Here is an 18,083-nt window from a genome sequence, read left to right as displayed (position 1 = left end):
GGTCTCAGAAATACCCGATCATCCGGCCCAGCACCAGCACCACCGGCCAGCCCACCAGGGAAAACAGCGCACACCGGCGCAGGCCGGGCACCACTGGCGTCCCGTCCACAGGCGCCGGGAACCGGGTGGCGGCCACCACCAGATTCGCCAGCCCCAGCAGGATGAGCGCGAATTTGGCCTGAAACCAGTCCGACTGCAGGTATTCCGACGCCCGGGTAATGAACAGCAGGCTGCCCGTGGTCAGGGCCAGCGCCAACCCCAGACCCGCGGTCAGCCTCAGCACCTGCCAGAACGGCACCACCGGCAGACGGCGCCAACACCCGAGCAGCTTGAGGTCCAGCGGGATGATGCCGCCTACCAGCAGGGCGATGCCAAGAATGTGACCGGCATTCACCGCCGGGTACAGCCAGGGCGAGCCCCGAAGCGCCTGCGCCAGGGCGCCCTGCTCCAGGGCTACCGCCAGCTCGAGCATGTCGGTCAGGACGGCCGATCCGGGTAGAGGTTGTAGTCCTGACCGTCAATGACCAGGCGTTCGGCCTTCACCAGTCGCTCGCCTTCGCGGGCCGACCGGTGACCATGCACGGTGATGCTCTGGCCCACCGCCAACAGCTCATCGGTCAGCCCGGCCCGCGCATTGCGCCAGGGCTGGCCCACTTCAATCAGCCATTGCTCGCCATCGACATCCAGGGTCACCTCACCGTGGGGGTTACCCAGCCGGGTCGCGACGATGGTGCCGGAAATCTCAAATTCCTGGTCCGTGGCCCAGCCCCAACCATGATGAGCCGACACCAGGGCCGAGCCCAGCAACAACCAGGCGGACAGGTAGAACCAGACGAGTGTACGAAGGGGGTGTGACATGATCCGTCTCCCTTGGCCGGTGATCTTCTGAGCGTAGCCCAGCGCCGGCGGTTGAGACAGGGTAAAAGCGCCGGAATCAGGCCAGGGAGGCAACCCAGTCGGCGACTCCGTCGACGGCGCCCTTGCGAATGACCCGGGCGCGGGCCACCGACGCGGGTGCCCCCGGGTCCACCAGGGTAATGGGCACGTAAGGGTCGACCTCGTAGACCAGGCCGGCGGCCGGATAGACCTGCAGCGAGGTGCCGACGATCAGCAGGTGATCGGCGGTGCGCACCACCTCCGCGGCCTTGTCCAGCATGGGCACTTCTTCCCCGAACCAGACAATGTGGGGACGGAGCTGGGCGCCGCGCTCGCAGGTCTGGCCGGTTTCGATGTCCTGGTAGCCGATGTCGTAGACCAGCTCAGGGTGGCGGCAGCTGCGGGCCTTGGTCAGTTCGCCATGAAGATGAATGACCTCGCTGGAGCCGCCGCGCTCGTGCAGGTCGTCGACGTTCTGGGTGATCACCGTGACCCGGTACCGGGCCTCCAGCTCGGCCAGCAACCGGTGGGCCCGGTTGGGCCGGGCTGAGGCCAGCTGGCGCCGGCGGTCGTTGTAGAACCGCAGCACCAGCTCCTGGTTGCGGGCGAACGCCTCCGGCGTCGCCACGTCGTAGACGCTGTGCTCCTCCCACAGGCCGCCGTTGTCCCTGAAGGTGGAGAGCCCGCTTTCGGCGCTCATGCCGGCGCCGGTCAGGACGACGATGTGGTCCTGCATCAGTCGAAGATCTTGCCCGGGTTCATGACGCCCTTGGGATCGAAAACCTGCTTGATGCCCTTCAGGTAGGCAATCTCGGCCTCACTGCGGGTGTAGTGCAGGTAGGGTTTCTTGGTCATGCCGACACCGTGTTCGGCGGACACGCTGCCCTGGTAGCGCTCGACGATCTCGAACACCCACTTGTTGACCTGCTGGCACTTCTCGAAAAAATCTTCCTTGGCCATGCCCTCGGGCTTGAGGATGTTCAGGTGCAGGTTGCCGTCACCGATGTGGCCGAACCAGATGATCTCAAAGTCCGGGTAGTGCTCGGTGACCACCGCGTCGATCTCCTGCAGGAACCCGGGCACCTTGGACACCACCACGGAGATGTCGTTCTTGTAGGGCGTGCGCGGGGCAATGGACTCGGAGATGCGCTCGCGCAGCTGCCACAGGTTGTGGGCCTGGGTTTCGCTCTGGCTGATCACGCCATCCAGCACCCAGCCGTTCTCCACGCACCGCTCGAACAGGGTCATGGCGTCGTCCATCACCTGGTCGGACACCGCCTCGAACTCCAGCAGCGCGTAGTACGGTGCCTCGGTCTCGAACGGCGCCTGCACCTGGCCGTGGGCCAGCACATGCTGCATGGCCTGGTGCGAGAAGAACTCGTAGGCGGTCAGGTCGATCTGCTTCTGGAACGTCTGCAGCACGTCCATGGTGTTGGTGAGGTCGTTCAGGCCCAGCACCAGCACGGTCAGGTTGTCGGGCTTGCGCGCCAGCTTCATGGTGGCCTCGGTGATGAAACCGAGGGTGCCTTCGGCGCCAATGAACAGGTGGCGCAGGTCGTAGCCGGTGTTGTTCTTGGCCAGATCCTTGTTCAGATCGAGGATTTCGCCCTTGCCAGTCACCACCTTCAGGCCGGCCACCCAGTCGCGGCTCATGCCGTAGCGAATCACCTTGATGCCGCCGGCGTTGGTGGACAGGTTGCCACCCAGCTGGCTCGAGCCGGCCGACGCGAAATCCACCGGGTAGTACAGCCCGTTGTCGTCGGCAAAGTTCTGCAGCTGTTCGGTAACCACACCGGCCTGGCAGCGCACGGTGCGATCGCTGGCGCTGAAGTCGAGGATCTGGTTCATGTTGTCGAACGCCACCACCACTTCACCGTTGGCGGCCACCGCTCCGGCGCTCAGACCGGTGCGTCCGCCCGAGGGTACTAGCGCCACCTGGTTGTCGTTGGCGAACTGCACCAGCGCCTGCACCTGCTCGGTGGTCTTGGGCAACACAATGGCGATGGGCTTGGGCGGGTAGATCTTGGTCCAGTCCTTGCCGTAGGACTCCAGGTCCGCCGGGTCGGTCAGCACCTTGCCGGCCTTGTCGCCGGTGGCAATCAGCTCGTTCAGGGAAGCGATGATCTGTTCGGAATTCATGAAGGCGTCAGTCTCGTTCGGGTTGGTCCGCCGGCCCGTGTCCCGGTGGCTGCCGAAGCAGTTCACACAGGCAATCCGGCGCGCTGTGAAATTCTGCGATTATGGTATCATACCGCCCCTGTTCTGTGAGCCAGCCCTGACGATCACTGGCCACGGGTCATTTCACGTGACGAAAGGTTCGGAAGCAAGCCCATGTCAAATACGTCTCTCGAAAAGAGCAAAATCCGGATCCTGCTGCTGGAAGGCGTGCATCAATCTGCCATTGATACCCTGAACGCTGCAGGCTACACCAACATCGAATATCTGACTCACTCGCTGTCTGAGGAAGACCTGATTGAGAAGATTGCCGATGCGCACTTCGTGGGTATTCGCTCGCGTACCCAGCTGACCGAGAAAGTGTTTGACGCTGCCAAGAAGCTGGTGGCTGTGGGTTGTTTCTGTATCGGTACCAACCAGGTCAACCTGCAGGCGGCCACCCGCCGCGGCATCGCCGTGTTCAACGCGCCCTTCTCCAACACCCGCAGCGTGGCCGAACTGGTTCTGGCCCAGGCCATCCTGCTGCTGCGCGGCGTACCGGAGAAAAACGCCAAGGCGCACCGGGGCGAGTGGCTGAAGTCCGCCAAGGACAGCTACGAGATCCGCGGCAAGAAGCTGGGCATCATCGGCTACGGCAACATCGGTACCCAGTTCAGCGTTCTGGCCGAGGGCCTGGGCATGGACGTGTACTTCTACGACGTGGTCTCCAAGCTGCCGATTGGTAACGCCACCCAGGTGGGCACCATGCAGGAGCTGCTGAACATCGCCGACGTGGTGAGCCTGCACGTGCCGGAAACCCCGGCCACCAAGTACATGTTCAAGGCCGAGCAGTTCGCCCAGATGAAGCCGGGCGCGATCCTGATGAACGCCTCCCGCGGCACCGTGGTGGATATCGGCGCCCTGGCCGATGCCCTGCAAAGCGGCAAGCTGCTGGGCGCCGCCATCGACGTATTCCCGGTCGAGCCGAAATCCAACGACGAGGAATTCGTCTCCCCGCTGCGGGAGTTCGACAACGTCATCCTGACCCCGCACGTGGGCGGCTCCACCATCGAGGCCCAGGAAAACATCGGCCGCGAAGTGGCGGAAAAGCTGGCCATGTACAGCGACAACGGCACCTCGGTGTCCTCCGTCAACTTCCCGGAAGTGGCGCTGCCGTCGCACCCGAACCAGCACCGTCTGCTGCACATCCACGAGAACGTCCCGGGCGTGATGTCCGAGATCAACCAGGTGTTCTCCGAGAACGGCATCAACGTCTGCGGCCAGTATCTGCAAACCAAGGAAGACATTGGTTACGTGGTGGTCGACGTGGACAAGGCCTACGGCGAGCTGGCGCTGGAGAAGCTGCGCCACGTCAAGGGCACCATCCGCTGCCGCGTGCTGTTCTGAAGCAACCAGCGGTTCGGAAACAAAAAAAACCGGGGCTTGGCCCCGGTTTTTTTTCGCCTGCCGTTTACTGCTGAACCCGCAGCAGCCGGTTCGGCGAGCCGGCCTTGATGCCCGACAGCACGTTGCCCGTGGTCTGCTGCACCAGCGCCTGGTGCACCGCCGCCGGGGTCAGTTGACCATCGGCCGCCAGCAGCAACGCGGCATTGCCGGCGACGTGTGGCGAGGCCATGGAGGTGCCGCTGATGGTATTGGTGTCGTCGTCGCTCTGATACCAGGCGGCGGTGATGTTCGAGCCCGGAGCGAACAGGTCCAGGCAGCTGCCGTGGTTGGAGAACGACGAACGCTCATCGTTGCGCGTGGTGCTACCCACGGTCACCGCTTCGGCCACCCGGTTCGGAGAGCCACTGCAGGCGTCGGCGGCGTCGTTGCCGGCCGCCACCACGAAGCTGACGCCCTCGTCGATGGCGCCGCGCACGGCCTGATCCAGGGCGTCGGAATTCCCGCCACCGAGGGACATGTTGGCCACGGCCGGAGCCTGATGGTTTTCCGCGACCCAGTCGACCCCGGCAATCACATCCGAGTTGCTGCCCGCGCCGGCACAGTTGAGTACCCGCACCGGCGCCACCTCGGCGGCCTTGGCAACGCCGTACTCGGTCCCTACCGCCGTGCTGGCCACGTGGGTGCCGTGGCCGTTGCAGTCCGAGGTATCTTCCGGGTCACCACTGGCCCCGAGCAAGCCGAGCAGCGGCAAACCCAGGCCACCGGTGCCGGCGAAATTGCGGCCGGTGCCGACCCGGCCGGTAAACTCGGTGTGCGATGATCGCAACCCGGTATCGATCACGTACACGGTGACCCCGGCACCGGCATCGGCGGGGTAGGCGTAACGATCATTGAGCGGCAGGTAGGCTTGATCCACCCGGTCCAGTCCCCAGGTGGCGTCCTGCTGGGTGCCGGAAGCCATCACCACCCGATCAGGCTCCACCGCCTCGACACCAGGCATGGACGACAGCAGCGCCGCCTGGGTCTCGGACAGGGCCACGGCGGCGCCGGTGAACGCGGTGTCGTACAGGTGCAGCACCTCGCCACCGCCGGTTGCAGTCAGCAACTGCTGCACCGCCGCCTGCAGCCCGGAGACGTTGAGCAGCTCCGGCAGGGTCGGGTCGAGGGTCAGGATAAATCGGCCCGGGATGACATCCCCGGCGGCCGGCCCGGCGCTCGGTGTTTCCGCCTGCCCCAGCAGCGGGGCGGCCAGGCTGGTCAGAGACTCGCCATGGGCGAGTGGCGCGGCGGCCATGGCGATTGCCAAGGGTGCGGCAATCCAGAGTGTGTTCTTCACGAGGCGTACTCCTATCTCGTTGATTCTTGTCATTAAAGGCCCAGTCCGTGCCCTGGGCGACGGCTGGCTGCCCACGGTGGCATCCAAATCCCGAAAAATCACGGAAATCGCCTAAAAATTCATTTAAGTTTCGATAAATTAATGATTTTTGACCTTGAGAACGCGGAGATTCGTACCATTACTGTAGGAGGCGCCCAACGCGTCTTCATGTTCATCGCACAGGAGTCACGTATGTCTTTGAAGGATTCATTGCAGCAGAAACTGGAAACCCAGGCCGATCTTTGGCGCAAACAGGTCGAGAGCCTGCGCGCCCAAGCCGAGGAAAAGATGGCCAGGGCCAAAGATGAGCAATCCGAAGCGGAAGTTCAGCGGGAGTTTTCGGAGAAGATCCAGGATCTCGAGGCGCATATCGACAGCGCGAAAAGCAAGCTGGGCGAGCTCCGGGATTCCAGTACCGACCAGCTCGAAAGCCTGAAGAAGCGCATTGACGACTGGTTGCCCGGCAAGCGCTGATCGCTGACAACAGCCGTTTTCAGCCAGCATAAAAAAAGGCTTCGGTTACCCACCGAAGCCTTTTTTGTGCCGGGTTCATCGGCCCTGCGGATTACTGCATGGGCACCAGGGTCAGCTCGACCCGACGATTCTGCTCGCGGCCGGCCGCGTTGTCGTTGGACGCGAGCGGGTACCGCTCACCGTAGCCTACGGCGCGGGTCCGCTTGGGCTCGATGCCCTGATTCAACAGGAAGTCACGGACGGAACTGGCGCGCCGCTCACTCAGCAGCTGGTTGTAGCTGTCGGAACCGGAGCTGTCGGTGTGACCCTCGATCTGAATGATGGTCTTGTCGAACTCCTTGAGCACCAGCGACACCGAATCCAGGGTATCCACGAAGGACGGCTTGATGCTGGACTGGTTCAGGTCGAAGGTGATGTTGCCCGGCATGATCAGCTCGATCTGGTCGCCGTTACGCACCACCCGCACGCCGGAGCCTTCCAGCTTGCGACGCAGCTGGGCTTCCTGCTTGTCCATGTAATAGCCGATACCGCCACCGATGGCAGCACCGCCGGCCGCGCCAATCAGGGCACCCTTGCCCCGATCGCTCTTACTGGAGGTGGCTGCGCCGATGGCAGCGCCACCCAAGGCACCGATGATGCTGCCCTTGGTCGCACTGGAGGTCTTTTCTTCACCGGTGTACGGGTCGTAGGTCATACAGCCGCCAAGACCGACGGTCGCTACCGCGAATGCAAGAATCGTTTTTTTCACAGTGTTCTCCTGTGCCAGTTAGGAGTGGCCAGCTGACTTTCGATGAGCAGTCTGGTCCAGCTCGTTCGAGAATGTATCGATGATGGTATTGAATACGGTCGCCTGCAAATCCTGGGCTTCATTGACCAGGTGATGCCGGCCATCGGGAATGCGGACTTCCTCCACCGCCGAGAACTTGTTGCGGATGATCCTCAGGTTGTGTTCCCAATCCACCGTCAGGTCCTTTTCCCCCTGGACCACCGTCACCGGAAAGTCCACCGGCCGGGCCGACTCGATGTGGGGCACCCAGCTCCTCAGAGCGGTAACCCAGTCCACATGTACGGCCCGCGCCTGCAGGGGATCATGATCCCGCAAAAACCGCAAAAACCGGGAGTTGCCGCTGTTGGCAGCGAACGCCCGACGCCAGCGGGTAATGAACGGTTTCACCAGGCTGTGCAGCACCTTGGCGCCCAGCCAGCCCATTGGCCGTACCAGGGGCGCCAGCAACACCACGCCCTCGAAGGCCGAGGTGGCCCTGGAATGCTGGTTCGACAGCAGGTAATCGATCAGGATCGCCCCACCGGTGCTCTGCCCGACCGCAAACCAGGGCTGCCGGATTTTGGACTCGACATTGGCCATCACCTCCGACAACACCCCCTGGTATTCCAGGAAGCTGCCAATCGCAGCCGGCGTGCCACTGGACAGGCCGTGGCCTGGCTGGTCGTAGGCCAGGACATCGAATCCGGCTCCCAGGCAGCGCTCGATGAGCTGGCTGTAGAGCCCGACATGGTCAAAATAACCATGCATGATGAAGACCGTGCCTCGGGTCTCGCCCGACTCCGGCAACCGGTAGTAATGCACCATGACCTGATGGCGCCCTGCCTCCACGTAGCCCTGGTGGTAGTTCACCTCCGGGTGTTCCACCCACAGGTCGAGCCCGTAGAACCGGCAGTAAGCGACCATTTCGTCGCCCAATTCCCTCGGCGTTGCCGGATCGAACGGTTCCAGTCGCTCCAGCAACGAATGCCGGTCCCAGTCCGGAATTTCTATGGTATCTGTTTTCCAGTACACGTAGAGTTAAACGCCTGTCATGATTGATTTGTAAGCTATTTGATCTGCAATCCTAACGCATAGCGGGGGTAGAACACAGATGCTGCAACACCTTCTTGAAACCGGCCTGCGCCAGACCATGCAACGGCTGGTCCGGCCGGTGCTCCACCCCGCGGTGCCGGTGGGTTTTCAGCGCACCTATACCCGGCAGGCGTACCGCAGCTCGATACCACCCCGGGGCAGCCGTTTTGTCCCCACCTCCCTCGGCGGGCTGGCCGCCACCCGGACCGAGTACGATGCCGATACCCGGGGCCTCGTGCTCTATCTGCACGGCGGTGGCTTTATCATTGGCTCCTCCACCACTCACCGGGGCCTGACCGGCCATCTGGCCAAAGCCAGTGGCTGCAGCGTGCTCACCCCGGACTACCGGCTGGCGCCGGAACACCCGTTTCCGGCGGCACTGGACGATGCCGAGGCGGCTTACCGGGCGCTGCTGGACGAAGGTACGGATCCCCGGGCCATCGCCATCGCCGGGGATTCGGCCGGAGGCGGGCTGACCGTGGCACTGGCGATGCGGCTGCGGGAGCAGGACCTGCCGCTGCCCTCCTCGCTGACGGTGTTCTCACCCTGGGTCGACCTGACCCAGCAACAGTTGTACGCCCCGGAGTGCGAACCGGTGCTCCAGGCCCGCTGGACCGCCAAGGCCGCCCGCCTGTACAGCAACGGCGAACCCCTGACCAACCCACTGATTTCACCGATTTACGGTGACCTCAGCGGCCTGCCGCCCTTGCTGATCCAGGCCGGCAGTGAAGAAATCCTGTTGTCCGACGCGGAGCGCCTGGCCGCGGTGGCAAAACGGGCCGACGTACCCACCACGCTGGAGATCTACAACAGCCTCTGGCATGTGTTTCAGATCCACAGTGGCCAGCTGGATCGGGCGACCGACGCGGTGGCCGGCGCCGGCGCCCACATCAGACGTCATCTGGCAAGCTGAGCTGCCCCCGGGCCAGGGCCTCCTTGCGCGGCCGGGGCCAGCGCTTGATGTGCCACTCAAGCCGGGAGGCCCGGCTGCGGTCACCGGCCGGGGCCTGGAACACCAGGGTCAGCGGCCCCTTGCCACGCAGGCTGCGGGCACCCTTGGGTGCTCCGGCCTGATGCTCGCCGAACCGCCGTTCCACGTCGGTGGTGATGCCGGTGTACAGGGCGCCCCGGGCCGTGCGGATCATGTAAACGAACCACTCAGGAGCCATGGGCCAGCGCCTGCTCCCGGTTTCGAACTTTCTTCTGCTGCAGCCACAGCCCACTCACGATCAGCACCAGGCCCACATAGGTGGACGGCAGGATCTGCTCCCCCAGAATGAAGTAGATGAACACCAGCGACAGGAACGGCGAGATGAAGATCAGGTTGCTGACCCTGGAGGTGTTTTCCGCCTTCTTCATGGCGTAGGACCAGAGCACAAACGCGATGCCCATCTCGAAGGCCCCGACGTACACCGCCGCGGCCAGAGCACCCGCCGGCGGCGCCTGGAAGCCCTCGGTCAGCCAGCAGATCAGGGCGATGACCGGCAGACCGAACAGGAAATTCAGGAACAGCCCGACGACCGGGTCCCGGGTGTCGCGGGTCGCCAGGATCCAGTACGAGGCCCAGATCAGGGTACTGCCAATGGCCAGTGCGACCCCGAGCGGATCGGAGAAACTCAGGGAGGTCACGGCACCACGGGTGGCGATGACCACCACCCCGGCGTAACACACCAGCCCGGCAATGATGTCGAGCTTGCGCAAACGCTGACCCAGGAAGGGCACCGACATGAACGCCAGGACCAGGGCCCAGGTGTAGTTGAGCGGCTGGGCCTCTTGGGCCGGCAGCCGATCAAAGGCGCCAAAGAGCACGAAATAGTAGAGGCAGGGATTGATCAGTCCCATGCCGAAGGACTGGAGGTACTGCTGGCGACGGAGCGAGAACACCAGGTGCCAGCGGCCCTGGATCACCAGAATGGCGCCGATCACCAACACCGAGGACACGCAGGCGATCAGCAGCATCTCGACCGGGGACAGCTCCCGCAACGCCAGCTTGAACGCCGTCGCCACCGTGGACCACAGCAACACCGTGGCAAGCCCGAACAGCATCGCCTGCTTCTGGTTCCTCATACTTCGACTCCAACTGCGCGGGGCAGGAAGCTTCCTACCCAAGTGTGGTACTTTAAGGCGACTCGTCACTCACCCCGGCTCTGGAGAACGGGACATGCGCATCACCAGCCTCTGGCTTCCCTTCCTGGCACCCCTGTTCGCTGTCCTGGTCGGCTGCTCCGAGGGTGACTCCACCCCCTCGGGCAAGGCCACGCCTGAGAGCACGCCGCCCGACTACCCGGTCACCTGGCGCTTTGCCCTGGAAGAAATCGAGGGCAGTGTACAACACGCCTACGCCGAGGCCCTAAAGGAGAGTATCGAGGAATTGTCCGGTGGCCGGATCCTGCTGGACCTGTTTCCCTACGGTTCCCTGGGCACCTCGGCCCAGCTGACCGAACTGGTCAAGAACGGCTCGGTGAACCTGGCGTTCGCCTCGCCCGGGCACCTGGCCGACCAGATCCCCGAGGTTGGCGTGTTCACCCTGCACTACCTGCTGTCCGACGACAGCGAGGTCAATCGCCGGGTGCTGGCCAGCCCGGACCTGCTGGCCCTGTTTGAAACCCCTTACGCCAGTCGCAATCTCAAGCTCCTGGCGTTTGTCCCGGAAGGCTGGATGACCTGGACCGCGAACAAGCCCCTGCGCACCCCTGCGGACTTCGAAGGCCTGCGCATTCGCACCATGACCTCGGACATGGCCGCCGCCACCTTCCGCGCCTACGGTGCCGAGCCCCAGCAGACGCCGTTCTCCCAGGTCTACAGCGACCTGCAACTGAACAAGATCGACGCCCAGACCAACCCGGTGTTTGCCATTGAGGAGATGGATTTCTACGAGGTGCAAAGCACACTGACCGTGGCCCGCCCGGCCCAGTTCATTTCCTCGGTGGTGACCAACGGTGACTGGTACAAGGGCCTGCCAGAGACCCAGCAACGCTGGCTAGACAACGCCCTTCGGGAAGTGGCCGACGTGGCCTGGAAAACCCAGGAGCGCCTGAACCAGGCCAGGCTCGAGAGCATGGTTGAGGCTGGCCAGCTGGAAGTGGTCCAGCTCAATGACGACGAGCGCGCGGCCTTCGCCCAGGCCAGCCGTCAGGTCCGCGAGGACTATGTGGCGGCAACTGGCGAGCGCGGCCGGGAAATCCTCAAACGAATTCAGCAACTGGTGGACAGCCTGGAGCAGGCCACGGCCGACGAAGCCGGCTGAGCCCCAACCTACTCGGGCACCAGCCAGTCCACACGGTGGTCGACCCCCAACCCGTCCGGGCCCTGAGCGACGTCGGCGAGCATGGCCGACAACCGCTGGTCAAAGCCCCAGGGCGGATTGACCACCAACATGCCAGAGCCCGTCATACCCCGTTCCGGCGGCTGCGCGAGCACCACCTCGCTGCGCAGGACCTTGCGCACCGAACCCTGCCGAATCTGGTCGAGCAGCGTCTGCTGCAGGCCGCTGGTCAGGATCGGATACCAGATCACGAACACCCCGTGACGGCATTTCATCCAGGCCTTCTCCAGGGTGGCCGCCACCGCGGCGTAATCGCCCTTGATCTCGTAGGACGGGTCGATCAGCACCAGCAGGCGGCGCTGGCGCGGAGGCAGCAGTTTCAGCATCCCCGCAAGGCCATCGGCCTGAACCGCCTTGACCCGCCGATCCGCCGCCCACTCAGCCAGTTGCCGGTTCTCAGACGGATGCAACTCAAAGGTGGTCAAGGCGTCCTCGGCCCTCAGCAAATGCCGGAACCAGGCCGGGGAGCCGGGATACTGCTTGAGCCGGTCAGCGCCCGGATTCTGGTCCGCCAGCAATCCCAGCATCGGCTGCCAGTCCGGTGACCGCAGCCGCTCCCGGGCCGACCACAGCTTCTGGATGCCAGCGTCGGCTTCCGCGGTTTTCCGGGCCCGCTCGCTGTCCAGGTCGTACAGGGCACTGCCGGCGTGCGTGTCTACGAAGGCAATGCCCGAAGGTTTGGCCTGCATCATGGCAACCGCCAGGGTCAGGGCCGCGTGTTTCTGGACATCGGCAAAATTGCCGGCGTGGAAAGCGTGCAGGTAACTCAGCATGGAACGACTCCGTTAATCAGGACGCCCATTAGGCATCAAGGGCCAGGCTCAGGCAAATCGGCCTCTGGTCTGACTGACCGTTCGAAGCGTACCTCCATTTTAAACATTGCCAATGCTCTTTTTTGGTACGCCGACGCGCCTGCTATCCTTGGCGCTTATTTTTAGTGGAGGACCACCCGTTGTCAGCTCAGAACAGGGACGCCATCGATCAACTCTACAGCCTGATCGCCAACGAGGAAGACGCCCGGGTCTGCAAAGACATTCCCGAGGAAGCCTGCCGCGAGGTGCCGCGCAACTTTTTCCTGATCCTGGCAAGCAACGTGTTGACCAAACTGGGTGATCTGCTGATCAGTCCAAAAACCGTGCTGGCGTGGTTGATGAGCGCGGTCGGCGCCCCGGCCCTGGTCGCCTGGCTGGTGCCGATCCGGGAATCCGGCTCGATGGTGCCGCAGATGGCGATTGGCGCCTGGGTCCGGCGCAGGGCGGTGCGCAAGTGGTTCTGGACCCTCGGCAGCTTCGGCCAGGCCGTCAGCGTCACCGCCATGGCCGCCAGCGTCTGGTTCCTGGACGGCTACGCCGCCGGCACCGGCATCGTGGTGGCGCTGATCGCCTTTTCCCTGGCCCGCGGCTTCTGTTCCGTGTCCATGAAGGACGTGCAGGGCAAGTGCATCCCGAAAACCCGGCGCGGTCGCCTGTCCGGGCTGGCCACCACCCTCGGCGGCTCGGCCACCGTCATCATGACCGCCTTGCTGTTCTGGGACCGGGGCGACCCGAGCCTGGCCTTCTACACCGCGCTGCTGTTGCTGGCGGCCGGGCTCTGGATCATCGCCGGCGTGCTGTTCGCCGGGGTCGATGAGTACGAGGGCGAAACCGGGGGCGGCGGCAATGCGCTCAAGGACGCGATACGCAGCCTGTCGCTGCTGCGGGATGACGCGCCCTTCCGGCATTTTGTCATTACCCGGGCGCTGTTGCTGAGCTCGGCCCTGGCCTCTCCCTACTTCGTGGTGCTGGCCCAGAAGGAATCCGACGTGGGCTGGATGCTGGGCGTGTTCCTGTTGGCCAGTAGCCTGGCCAGCTCGGTCAGTGCCAGTTTCTGGGGCTGGATGGCCGACACCTCCAGCCGCCGGGTGATGATCCGTGGCTCGGCCATGGCCAGCGGTGTCTGCCTGGTGGTCGGTGTCAGCACCCTGGTGCTGGGGACGGATTTCGCCGGCGCCTGGTTCTATCCCATCGCCTTCTTCTGCCTGAGCATTGCCCATGCCGGCGTGCGCCTGGGCCGCAAGACCTATCTGGTCGATATGGCCGGCGGCAACAAGCGCACCGACTACACCTCGGTCAGCAACACCGTGATCGGCGTGCTGCTGCTGGCAACCGGCGGCCTGACGGCGGCGGTGTCGCTGATTTCTGACGTGGCGGTCATTCTGGTGCTCGGTGTGATGGGCTTTGCCGGCATGCTTAGCGCCTTGAAATTAAAGGAAGTAACAAACGATTGACCCCCGAGTCCAGGGAGTACGTCACAAATAACAATGTTTTTGGAACCAAATCGAAGCAAGCTACGTGGTAGTGCGTATCCCTATCCAAGGAATGGACTCGGGGATCAAACCAACCAGGGATGATTCCTGTAGCGCGTGTTCATTACCGAGAAAAGGCCGAGACATGCGAATCGAATCAGCTGTACCCAGTGAGCATAAGAATCGTCTGATCCACACAGTTTACGGATGGTACGCCCTGACCCGCGAACAAACCGACCTGGGCCCGTTCGACTCCCCGAACGAAGCGTCCTATGCCCTGAGTCGACACATCCGGATGCATAAGGGTCTGAACCAGCGCCCTCTGGGCCGCCCCCAGCAGATGCATCTGCATGACCCGGACCAATGCACCAAGAACAACTGCGGCCTGTGCGTGGAGGCCCGGGTGTTCCGGCACTCCCTGGCCGTGGCGGTGTCATGAGTGACCGGCAGTACACCGACGACGAGCAGACCCTGTTTCCGACCTACCGTCGTGGGCGGGTGGTGTTCGCGTTTTGCCTGTTCTCGATTGGTCTCTGCGCCCTGAGTTACGTCAGCACCCTGTAACCCCGGTCGTTGCACAAAAAAAGAGCCGCAGTTGCGGCTCTTTTTTTGTTTAGGACTGAAGCGCCGCTACGGCAGGGTCACCCCGGTCTTGCTGGCGCACACCGCGGACACATTCACCTCATTCAGCAGTGACAGCAGCGAAGGGCCAAACTCGATTTCCACGCTGTCAAAGCGCTTCTCGGTCTGGAACACCAGGAAGCTCGAGTCACTGCCGCCCAGTACACCGGAAGCTCCGAGCAGATCCAGGTCCAGCGCACCGTCCGCCGTGCTTTCCTCCTGGATATTACCACCCAGTTTGGTGCGCACGATCAGGTCTCCACCCAACAGATCCGCTTGCAGCAGTTGAGGGCTTTCATCGAACGCCACCCCGAGCGCATTGGCCCCCGGATAGGCAAATCCGGTGGTGGCGGACACCCGCAGACGGATGGTGCTCAGCCCAAGCAAATCGGTGTTCTGCAGGCTTGCCGTATTGCCCAGATCGGCATCGACTACATTACCTGCACCATCGGCGCTGCAGAGCAAACTGCCCAGGAGCGAGAGGGTGCAATCGGAGGCATCCTCGGTCGCCACGGCGCGGACGTCGGCATCGGAGGCAAGCATCGGCGTGAATGGCTCATCGCTGGTACCACAGGCGTATTCGGCGTCGTTGACCAGGTCACAGGCATCGCCGATGCCATCACCATCGGTGTCGGCCTGATCGGCGTTGGCAACTAAGGGGCAGTTGTCGTTGGGCTGGCCAATCGGATCCTCGTCAGAGATGCCGTCACCGTCGGTATCGTCATCGCAGGCGTCACCCACGCCGTCTGTGTCGAGATCTTCCTGATTGGGATTGGCTGCCACTGGGCAATTGTCGTCGGGGTTCGGCACGCCATCATTGTCGTCGTCGTTCTGACAGGCATCACCAATGCCGTCAAGATTGGAGTCAGCCTGGTCCGGATTGGCCACCAGACGGCAATTATCGAGGGTATCGCCATTGCCGTCGAGATCGGCAATGGTGTCACCGTCGGTGTCGTCGTCACAGGCGTTGCCAATCTCATCGCTGTCGAGGTCAGCCTGGCTGCGGTTGGCAATCAGCGGGCAGTTGTCGCCACCGTCGGCAACGTCGATAAGGGTAAACACCCCATCACCCTGCTGCAGCTTGTCGGCAATCGTGTCGCCGTCGGCATCGGTATCGCACAGGTCGCCGAACAGATCCCGGTCGGCGTTGGCCTGGTCCGGGTTGGCCACCTCCGGACAATTATCGACACTGTTGAGAATGCCATCGCTGTCGTTGTCGACCGACAGACCGATGGCGGTATCGCAGGCGTCATCAATGCCGTCGGCGTCCCGATCCAGCCCGGAGTTCACCGTGGTCGGGCAGGAGTCCTCGTTATCCCTGATGCCATCACCGTCCTGATCAAAGCTCTTGTCCGAATCGCCCGATGAAGACGAGGACACGGGTTCGACCTCACTGTCGGCCTGACAGCCCGCCAGGCCCAAAACCGCCACCATGAAAGCGGCGCTCAACCATACCTTTGTTTTTGTAATCATCGTACTAACTCCCTGTTCACTCGTTGATCACGTTGAAACCAACCCGACGGTTACGTTCCCGCCCTTCCTCTGTGCTGTTGTCCTGAATCGGCATGGACTCGCCGTAGCCGCGGGCGATCAGGCGCTTCGGGGCAATCCCCAGCTCAATCAGATAGGACCGGACCGATTCGGCGCGCTGTTGCGACAGCCTGCGGTTGAACTCGGCACTGCCGCGGTTGTCGGTATGGCCCGCCAGTTCCACGGTCAGATCCGGCTGGCCTCTCAGGGCTCTCGCGGCCTGTTGCAGGATGTCGCGCGCGTTAGCGGTCAGGCGATCAGACCCGAACTCAAAGCTCACCCCCTGCAGGACGACGCTCTGGGCCTGGTCGGTCCGGACACAGCCAACCGCATCCACATCCAGCCCCTGGAGGGTGTTGGGACACTGATCAACGCCATCGACCACGCCGTCCTGGTCCGAGTCCGGCAGCTCAACCACGCGCTCCTTCTCGATCACCACCGGCTTCTCGACGTACTGGATTTTTTCAACGATCTGGCGACGGGTGGCACCGATGGGCACGGTGATCCCGGCGGACAGGTGGACATCGGATTGGCCACCGTCAAAGGAGTCGTAGAGGTAACGGACCTCGGCCCGGAACTTCAGTCCGGAGTCGGTCAGTGGCGACGACAGGAGCCCCAGACCGACATTGCCGTACCCACCCAGCTCATCCGCGGAGTTGCTGGCCACGTCGTTCCGGGACAGCCCGACACCGGCCAGTGCGAACGGACTGAAGGAGGCATTGCCGAAGATCCGATAGGCCAGGTCCACGCCCAGCCCCTGCTGATAGTGGTCGGTCAAGCCGTCCTGACCGGTCTCGATCACACCGGCGAAAAAGGTCGGTTCAAGCCACCAGTATTTGTCCAGACGGGCACCGTAGGTGGCCCGGACGGCGGCACCATAATCGTCGGTCCGGTCCTCGTCCGGGACGATGTAGCTGCCTAACAGGGAGATTTCGTGTTCGTGCTGGATGCTCTCGGCATGCGCGCCAGGAGCCATGAGGCAACCCGCCGCCAACAGCGCCGAGAGCTGTCTTGTTGAGTTCATGTTGAATCCTTTCCGCTTTGTTATCGTTCTGGTGCTGCCCAGGGCTGGGAACTGCCCTGTAACCAGCCATGACAGATTATGAAAAAACGGTAAGGACGTGGTTGGCCGAAAATGCAAAGATCCGCGTCACAAAAATCACAAACAGAAACATTCCGTTACAGAAAAGGAAGCCTCTGCCCCGCGAGCATCGGAGAATCGGCGACAATCAAGGCCAGGTCGCGGGCATTGCCTCGCAAACTCTGCCCCGCTCGACTAGGCTTAAGGTTCAATAACAAAGTACGTCTCTCCAACTCTTTGCTTTCAGGGGTATTTTCAGGACATATACACAGCATCAGGACAGGCATATGGATGTGAAAGGCTTTGCTGTCACCCCCGAAGGTCGGGACACGCTCGACGTTGGCGCGCGGGATCGGACGATCCGGCGTTTCTCGCAACTTCTGATCATTGGCTGCTTCCTCGGACTCGCCACCTCCATCGTCTATGCGACCGGTGGTACCGGGTACGCCTACCCCTACGTCATTCTGCTGCCGGTGATTCTCACGGCCGCGTGGTTCGGCTTGTCATCGACCGTTCTGGTTGCCCTGGCGGCCGGTTTGCTGCTGGGGCCACTGATGCCCATGGATGTCACAAAGGGGCTGATGCAGTCGCCCCAGAACTGGCTCGTTCGGATCGGCTTTTTCCTGTTGATCGCCGTGTTCACCAGTTGGCTGTTTCAGAGTTTCCGGGCATCGACCAGACGGCACCTGCGGGACATCCAGATCGACAAGGAAACCGGCCTGCCCAATCAGGCGGCCTTGAAGGAGGACCTGAAACGGACCTTGGCCCGCTGGCAGCACAGCCACGAATCCGCCGTCACCCCGGCGGTCGTGCTTATCCGCATGCAGGACCTGTGGGAGGTCATGGAGGCCATGGGCGCCGAGACCGCCGACAAGGTGGTGCGCAATCTGGCGGGCAAAATCAATGCGGTCATTCCCCGGGAACACACCCTGTACCGGTTCAGCGCGTCCGAGTTGTTGCTGCTGTTCTTTGCCAGTTCCCAGGAAGACGTGGACCAGGTTGCCCATGCGGCCCGGCGCTCTGGCGAGGACGAGACCGAGATCGATGGTATCCCGTTGCGGGTCCAGCTGGTGGCGGGAAGCTACTTCGTGGAGTGAA

20 protein-coding genes are annotated in these 18,083 nt (G+C 63.0%); 8 read left to right on the top strand and 12 right to left on the bottom strand.

Annotated elements, in window-relative coordinates:
• Window positions 1–4: 4 nt before the first annotated feature.
• The 4 genes from U5822_RS11335 to U5822_RS11320 all read right to left on the bottom strand — a co-directional run bounded on the left by U5822_RS11335 (window position 5) and on the right by U5822_RS11320 (window position 3,015).
• The gene (locus U5822_RS11335) at window positions 5–472 is read right to left on the bottom strand and encodes a hypothetical protein (protein ID WP_322855730.1); all 468 of its coding nucleotides are present in this window, start codon (window positions 470–472) and stop codon (window positions 5–7) included.
• A gap of 5 nt (window positions 473–477) precedes the next feature.
• Window positions 478–858, bottom strand: coding sequence for a DUF6152 family protein (locus U5822_RS11330; protein WP_322855729.1), 381 nt, complete (start codon window positions 856–858; stop codon window positions 478–480).
• 76 nt (window positions 859–934) lie between these two features.
• Complete coding sequence (locus U5822_RS11325) at window positions 935–1,612, bottom strand: SIR2 family NAD-dependent protein deacylase (protein ID WP_322855728.1); 678 nt, start codon at window positions 1,610–1,612, stop codon at window positions 935–937.
• On the bottom strand, window positions 1,612–3,015 hold the full coding sequence (locus U5822_RS11320; RefSeq protein ID WP_322855727.1) for an FAD-binding oxidoreductase: 1,404 nt from the start codon (window positions 3,013–3,015) through the stop codon (window positions 1,612–1,614). The genes U5822_RS11325 and U5822_RS11320 overlap by 1 nt, the downstream gene beginning before the upstream one ends.
• Before the next feature lie 192 nt (window positions 3,016–3,207).
• Here U5822_RS11320 and serA point away from each other — a divergent pair, with 192 nt between their 5' ends.
• A complete protein-coding gene (gene serA, locus U5822_RS11315) occupies window positions 3,208–4,437 on the top strand; it encodes a phosphoglycerate dehydrogenase (protein ID WP_322855726.1) in 1,230 nt (409 codons plus the stop codon).
• 64 nt (window positions 4,438–4,501) lie between these two features.
• Here serA and U5822_RS11310 read toward each other — a convergent pair whose 3' ends face one another.
• Window positions 4,502–5,773: a S8 family peptidase gene (locus U5822_RS11310; protein WP_322855725.1), complete on the bottom strand. Its 1,272-nt coding sequence runs from the start codon at window positions 5,771–5,773 to the stop codon at window positions 4,502–4,504.
• A 231-nt stretch (window positions 5,774–6,004) separates the two neighbouring features.
• Here U5822_RS11310 and U5822_RS11305 point away from each other — a divergent pair, with 231 nt between their 5' ends.
• Window positions 6,005–6,286: a hypothetical protein gene (locus tag U5822_RS11305; RefSeq protein WP_322855724.1), complete on the top strand. Its 282-nt coding sequence runs from the start codon at window positions 6,005–6,007 to the stop codon at window positions 6,284–6,286.
• Window positions 6,287–6,377: 91 nt separating this feature from the next.
• On the opposite strand, the gene U5822_RS11300 is transcribed toward U5822_RS11305, so the two are convergent.
• A complete protein-coding gene (locus U5822_RS11300; RefSeq protein WP_322855723.1) occupies window positions 6,378–7,034 on the bottom strand; it encodes a YiaD family glycine zipper/OmpA-like lipoprotein in 657 nt (218 codons plus the stop codon).
• A gap of 18 nt (window positions 7,035–7,052) precedes the next feature.
• A complete protein-coding gene (locus U5822_RS11295; RefSeq protein ID WP_322855722.1) occupies window positions 7,053–8,084 on the bottom strand; it encodes an alpha/beta hydrolase in 1,032 nt (343 codons plus the stop codon).
• Window positions 8,085–8,163: 79 nt separating this feature from the next.
• Here U5822_RS11295 and U5822_RS11290 point away from each other — a divergent pair, with 79 nt between their 5' ends.
• Complete coding sequence (locus U5822_RS11290) at window positions 8,164–9,057, top strand: alpha/beta hydrolase (RefSeq protein ID WP_322855721.1); 894 nt, start codon at window positions 8,164–8,166, stop codon at window positions 9,055–9,057.
• Here U5822_RS11290 and U5822_RS11285 read toward each other — a convergent pair.
• Both U5822_RS11285 and U5822_RS11280 read right to left on the bottom strand, forming a co-directional pair.
• Window positions 9,035–9,313: a GIY-YIG nuclease family protein gene (locus U5822_RS11285; RefSeq protein ID WP_322855720.1), complete on the bottom strand. Its 279-nt coding sequence runs from the start codon at window positions 9,311–9,313 to the stop codon at window positions 9,035–9,037. The genes U5822_RS11290 and U5822_RS11285 overlap by 23 nt on opposite strands.
• Window positions 9,303–10,211 (bottom strand): DMT family transporter, encoded by a 909-nt coding sequence (locus U5822_RS11280; protein ID WP_322855719.1) that lies wholly within the window; start codon window positions 10,209–10,211, stop codon window positions 9,303–9,305. The genes U5822_RS11285 and U5822_RS11280 overlap by 11 nt, the downstream gene beginning before the upstream one ends.
• 94 nt (window positions 10,212–10,305) lie before the next feature.
• Here U5822_RS11280 and dctP point away from each other — a divergent pair, with 94 nt between their 5' ends.
• Window positions 10,306–11,391, top strand: a complete 1,086-nt coding sequence (gene dctP, locus U5822_RS11275) for a TRAP transporter substrate-binding protein DctP (RefSeq protein ID WP_322855718.1) — start codon at window positions 10,306–10,308, stop codon at window positions 11,389–11,391.
• Between the two features lie 8 nt (window positions 11,392–11,399).
• Here dctP and U5822_RS11270 read toward each other — a convergent pair whose 3' ends face one another.
• The gene (locus tag U5822_RS11270) at window positions 11,400–12,242 is read right to left on the bottom strand and encodes a 23S rRNA (adenine(2030)-N(6))-methyltransferase RlmJ (protein WP_322855717.1); all 843 of its coding nucleotides are present in this window, start codon (window positions 12,240–12,242) and stop codon (window positions 11,400–11,402) included.
• A gap of 179 nt (window positions 12,243–12,421) precedes the next feature.
• Between U5822_RS11270 and U5822_RS11265 the strand changes: the two genes are divergently transcribed.
• From U5822_RS11265 to U5822_RS11255, 3 genes are all read left to right on the top strand, one after another.
• Window positions 12,422–13,735 carry an MFS transporter gene (locus tag U5822_RS11265; RefSeq protein WP_322855716.1) on the top strand — a complete coding sequence of 438 codons (1,314 nt, stop codon included), beginning with the start codon at window positions 12,422–12,424 and terminating at the stop codon, window positions 13,733–13,735.
• Between the two features lie 163 nt (window positions 13,736–13,898).
• Complete coding sequence (locus U5822_RS11260) at window positions 13,899–14,192, top strand: DUF6316 family protein (RefSeq protein WP_322855715.1); 294 nt, start codon at window positions 13,899–13,901, stop codon at window positions 14,190–14,192.
• Window positions 14,189–14,317, top strand: coding sequence for a hypothetical protein (locus U5822_RS11255; protein WP_322855714.1), 129 nt, complete (start codon window positions 14,189–14,191; stop codon window positions 14,315–14,317). Before U5822_RS11260 ends, U5822_RS11255 begins: the two co-directional genes overlap by 4 nt.
• Window positions 14,318–14,383: 66 nt before the next feature.
• Here the strand turns inward: U5822_RS11255 and U5822_RS18370 are convergent, their stop codons facing one another.
• Both U5822_RS18370 and U5822_RS11230 read right to left on the bottom strand, forming a co-directional pair.
• Window positions 14,384–15,847, bottom strand: coding sequence for a thrombospondin type 3 repeat-containing protein (locus U5822_RS18370; protein ID WP_425259087.1), 1,464 nt, complete (start codon window positions 15,845–15,847; stop codon window positions 14,384–14,386).
• A gap of 16 nt (window positions 15,848–15,863) precedes the next feature.
• Window positions 15,864–16,928 carry an OmpA family protein gene (locus tag U5822_RS11230; RefSeq protein ID WP_322855713.1) on the bottom strand — a complete coding sequence of 355 codons (1,065 nt, stop codon included), beginning with the start codon at window positions 16,926–16,928 and terminating at the stop codon, window positions 15,864–15,866.
• A 350-nt stretch (window positions 16,929–17,278) separates the two neighbouring features.
• On the opposite strand from U5822_RS11230, the gene U5822_RS11225 reads away from it, so the two are divergent.
• A complete protein-coding gene (locus U5822_RS11225; protein ID WP_322855712.1) occupies window positions 17,279–18,082 on the top strand; it encodes a GGDEF domain-containing protein in 804 nt (267 codons plus the stop codon).
• The last annotated feature ends 1 nt before the right edge of the window (window position 18,083 follow it).

Origin of the sequence: Marinobacter qingdaonensis, from assembly GCF_034555935.1 — a bacterium.
GTDB classification, from domain to species: Bacteria; Pseudomonadota; Gammaproteobacteria; order Pseudomonadales; family Oleiphilaceae; genus Marinobacter; species Marinobacter qingdaonensis.
This window is presented reverse-complemented; position numbering and strand designations above follow the sequence as displayed.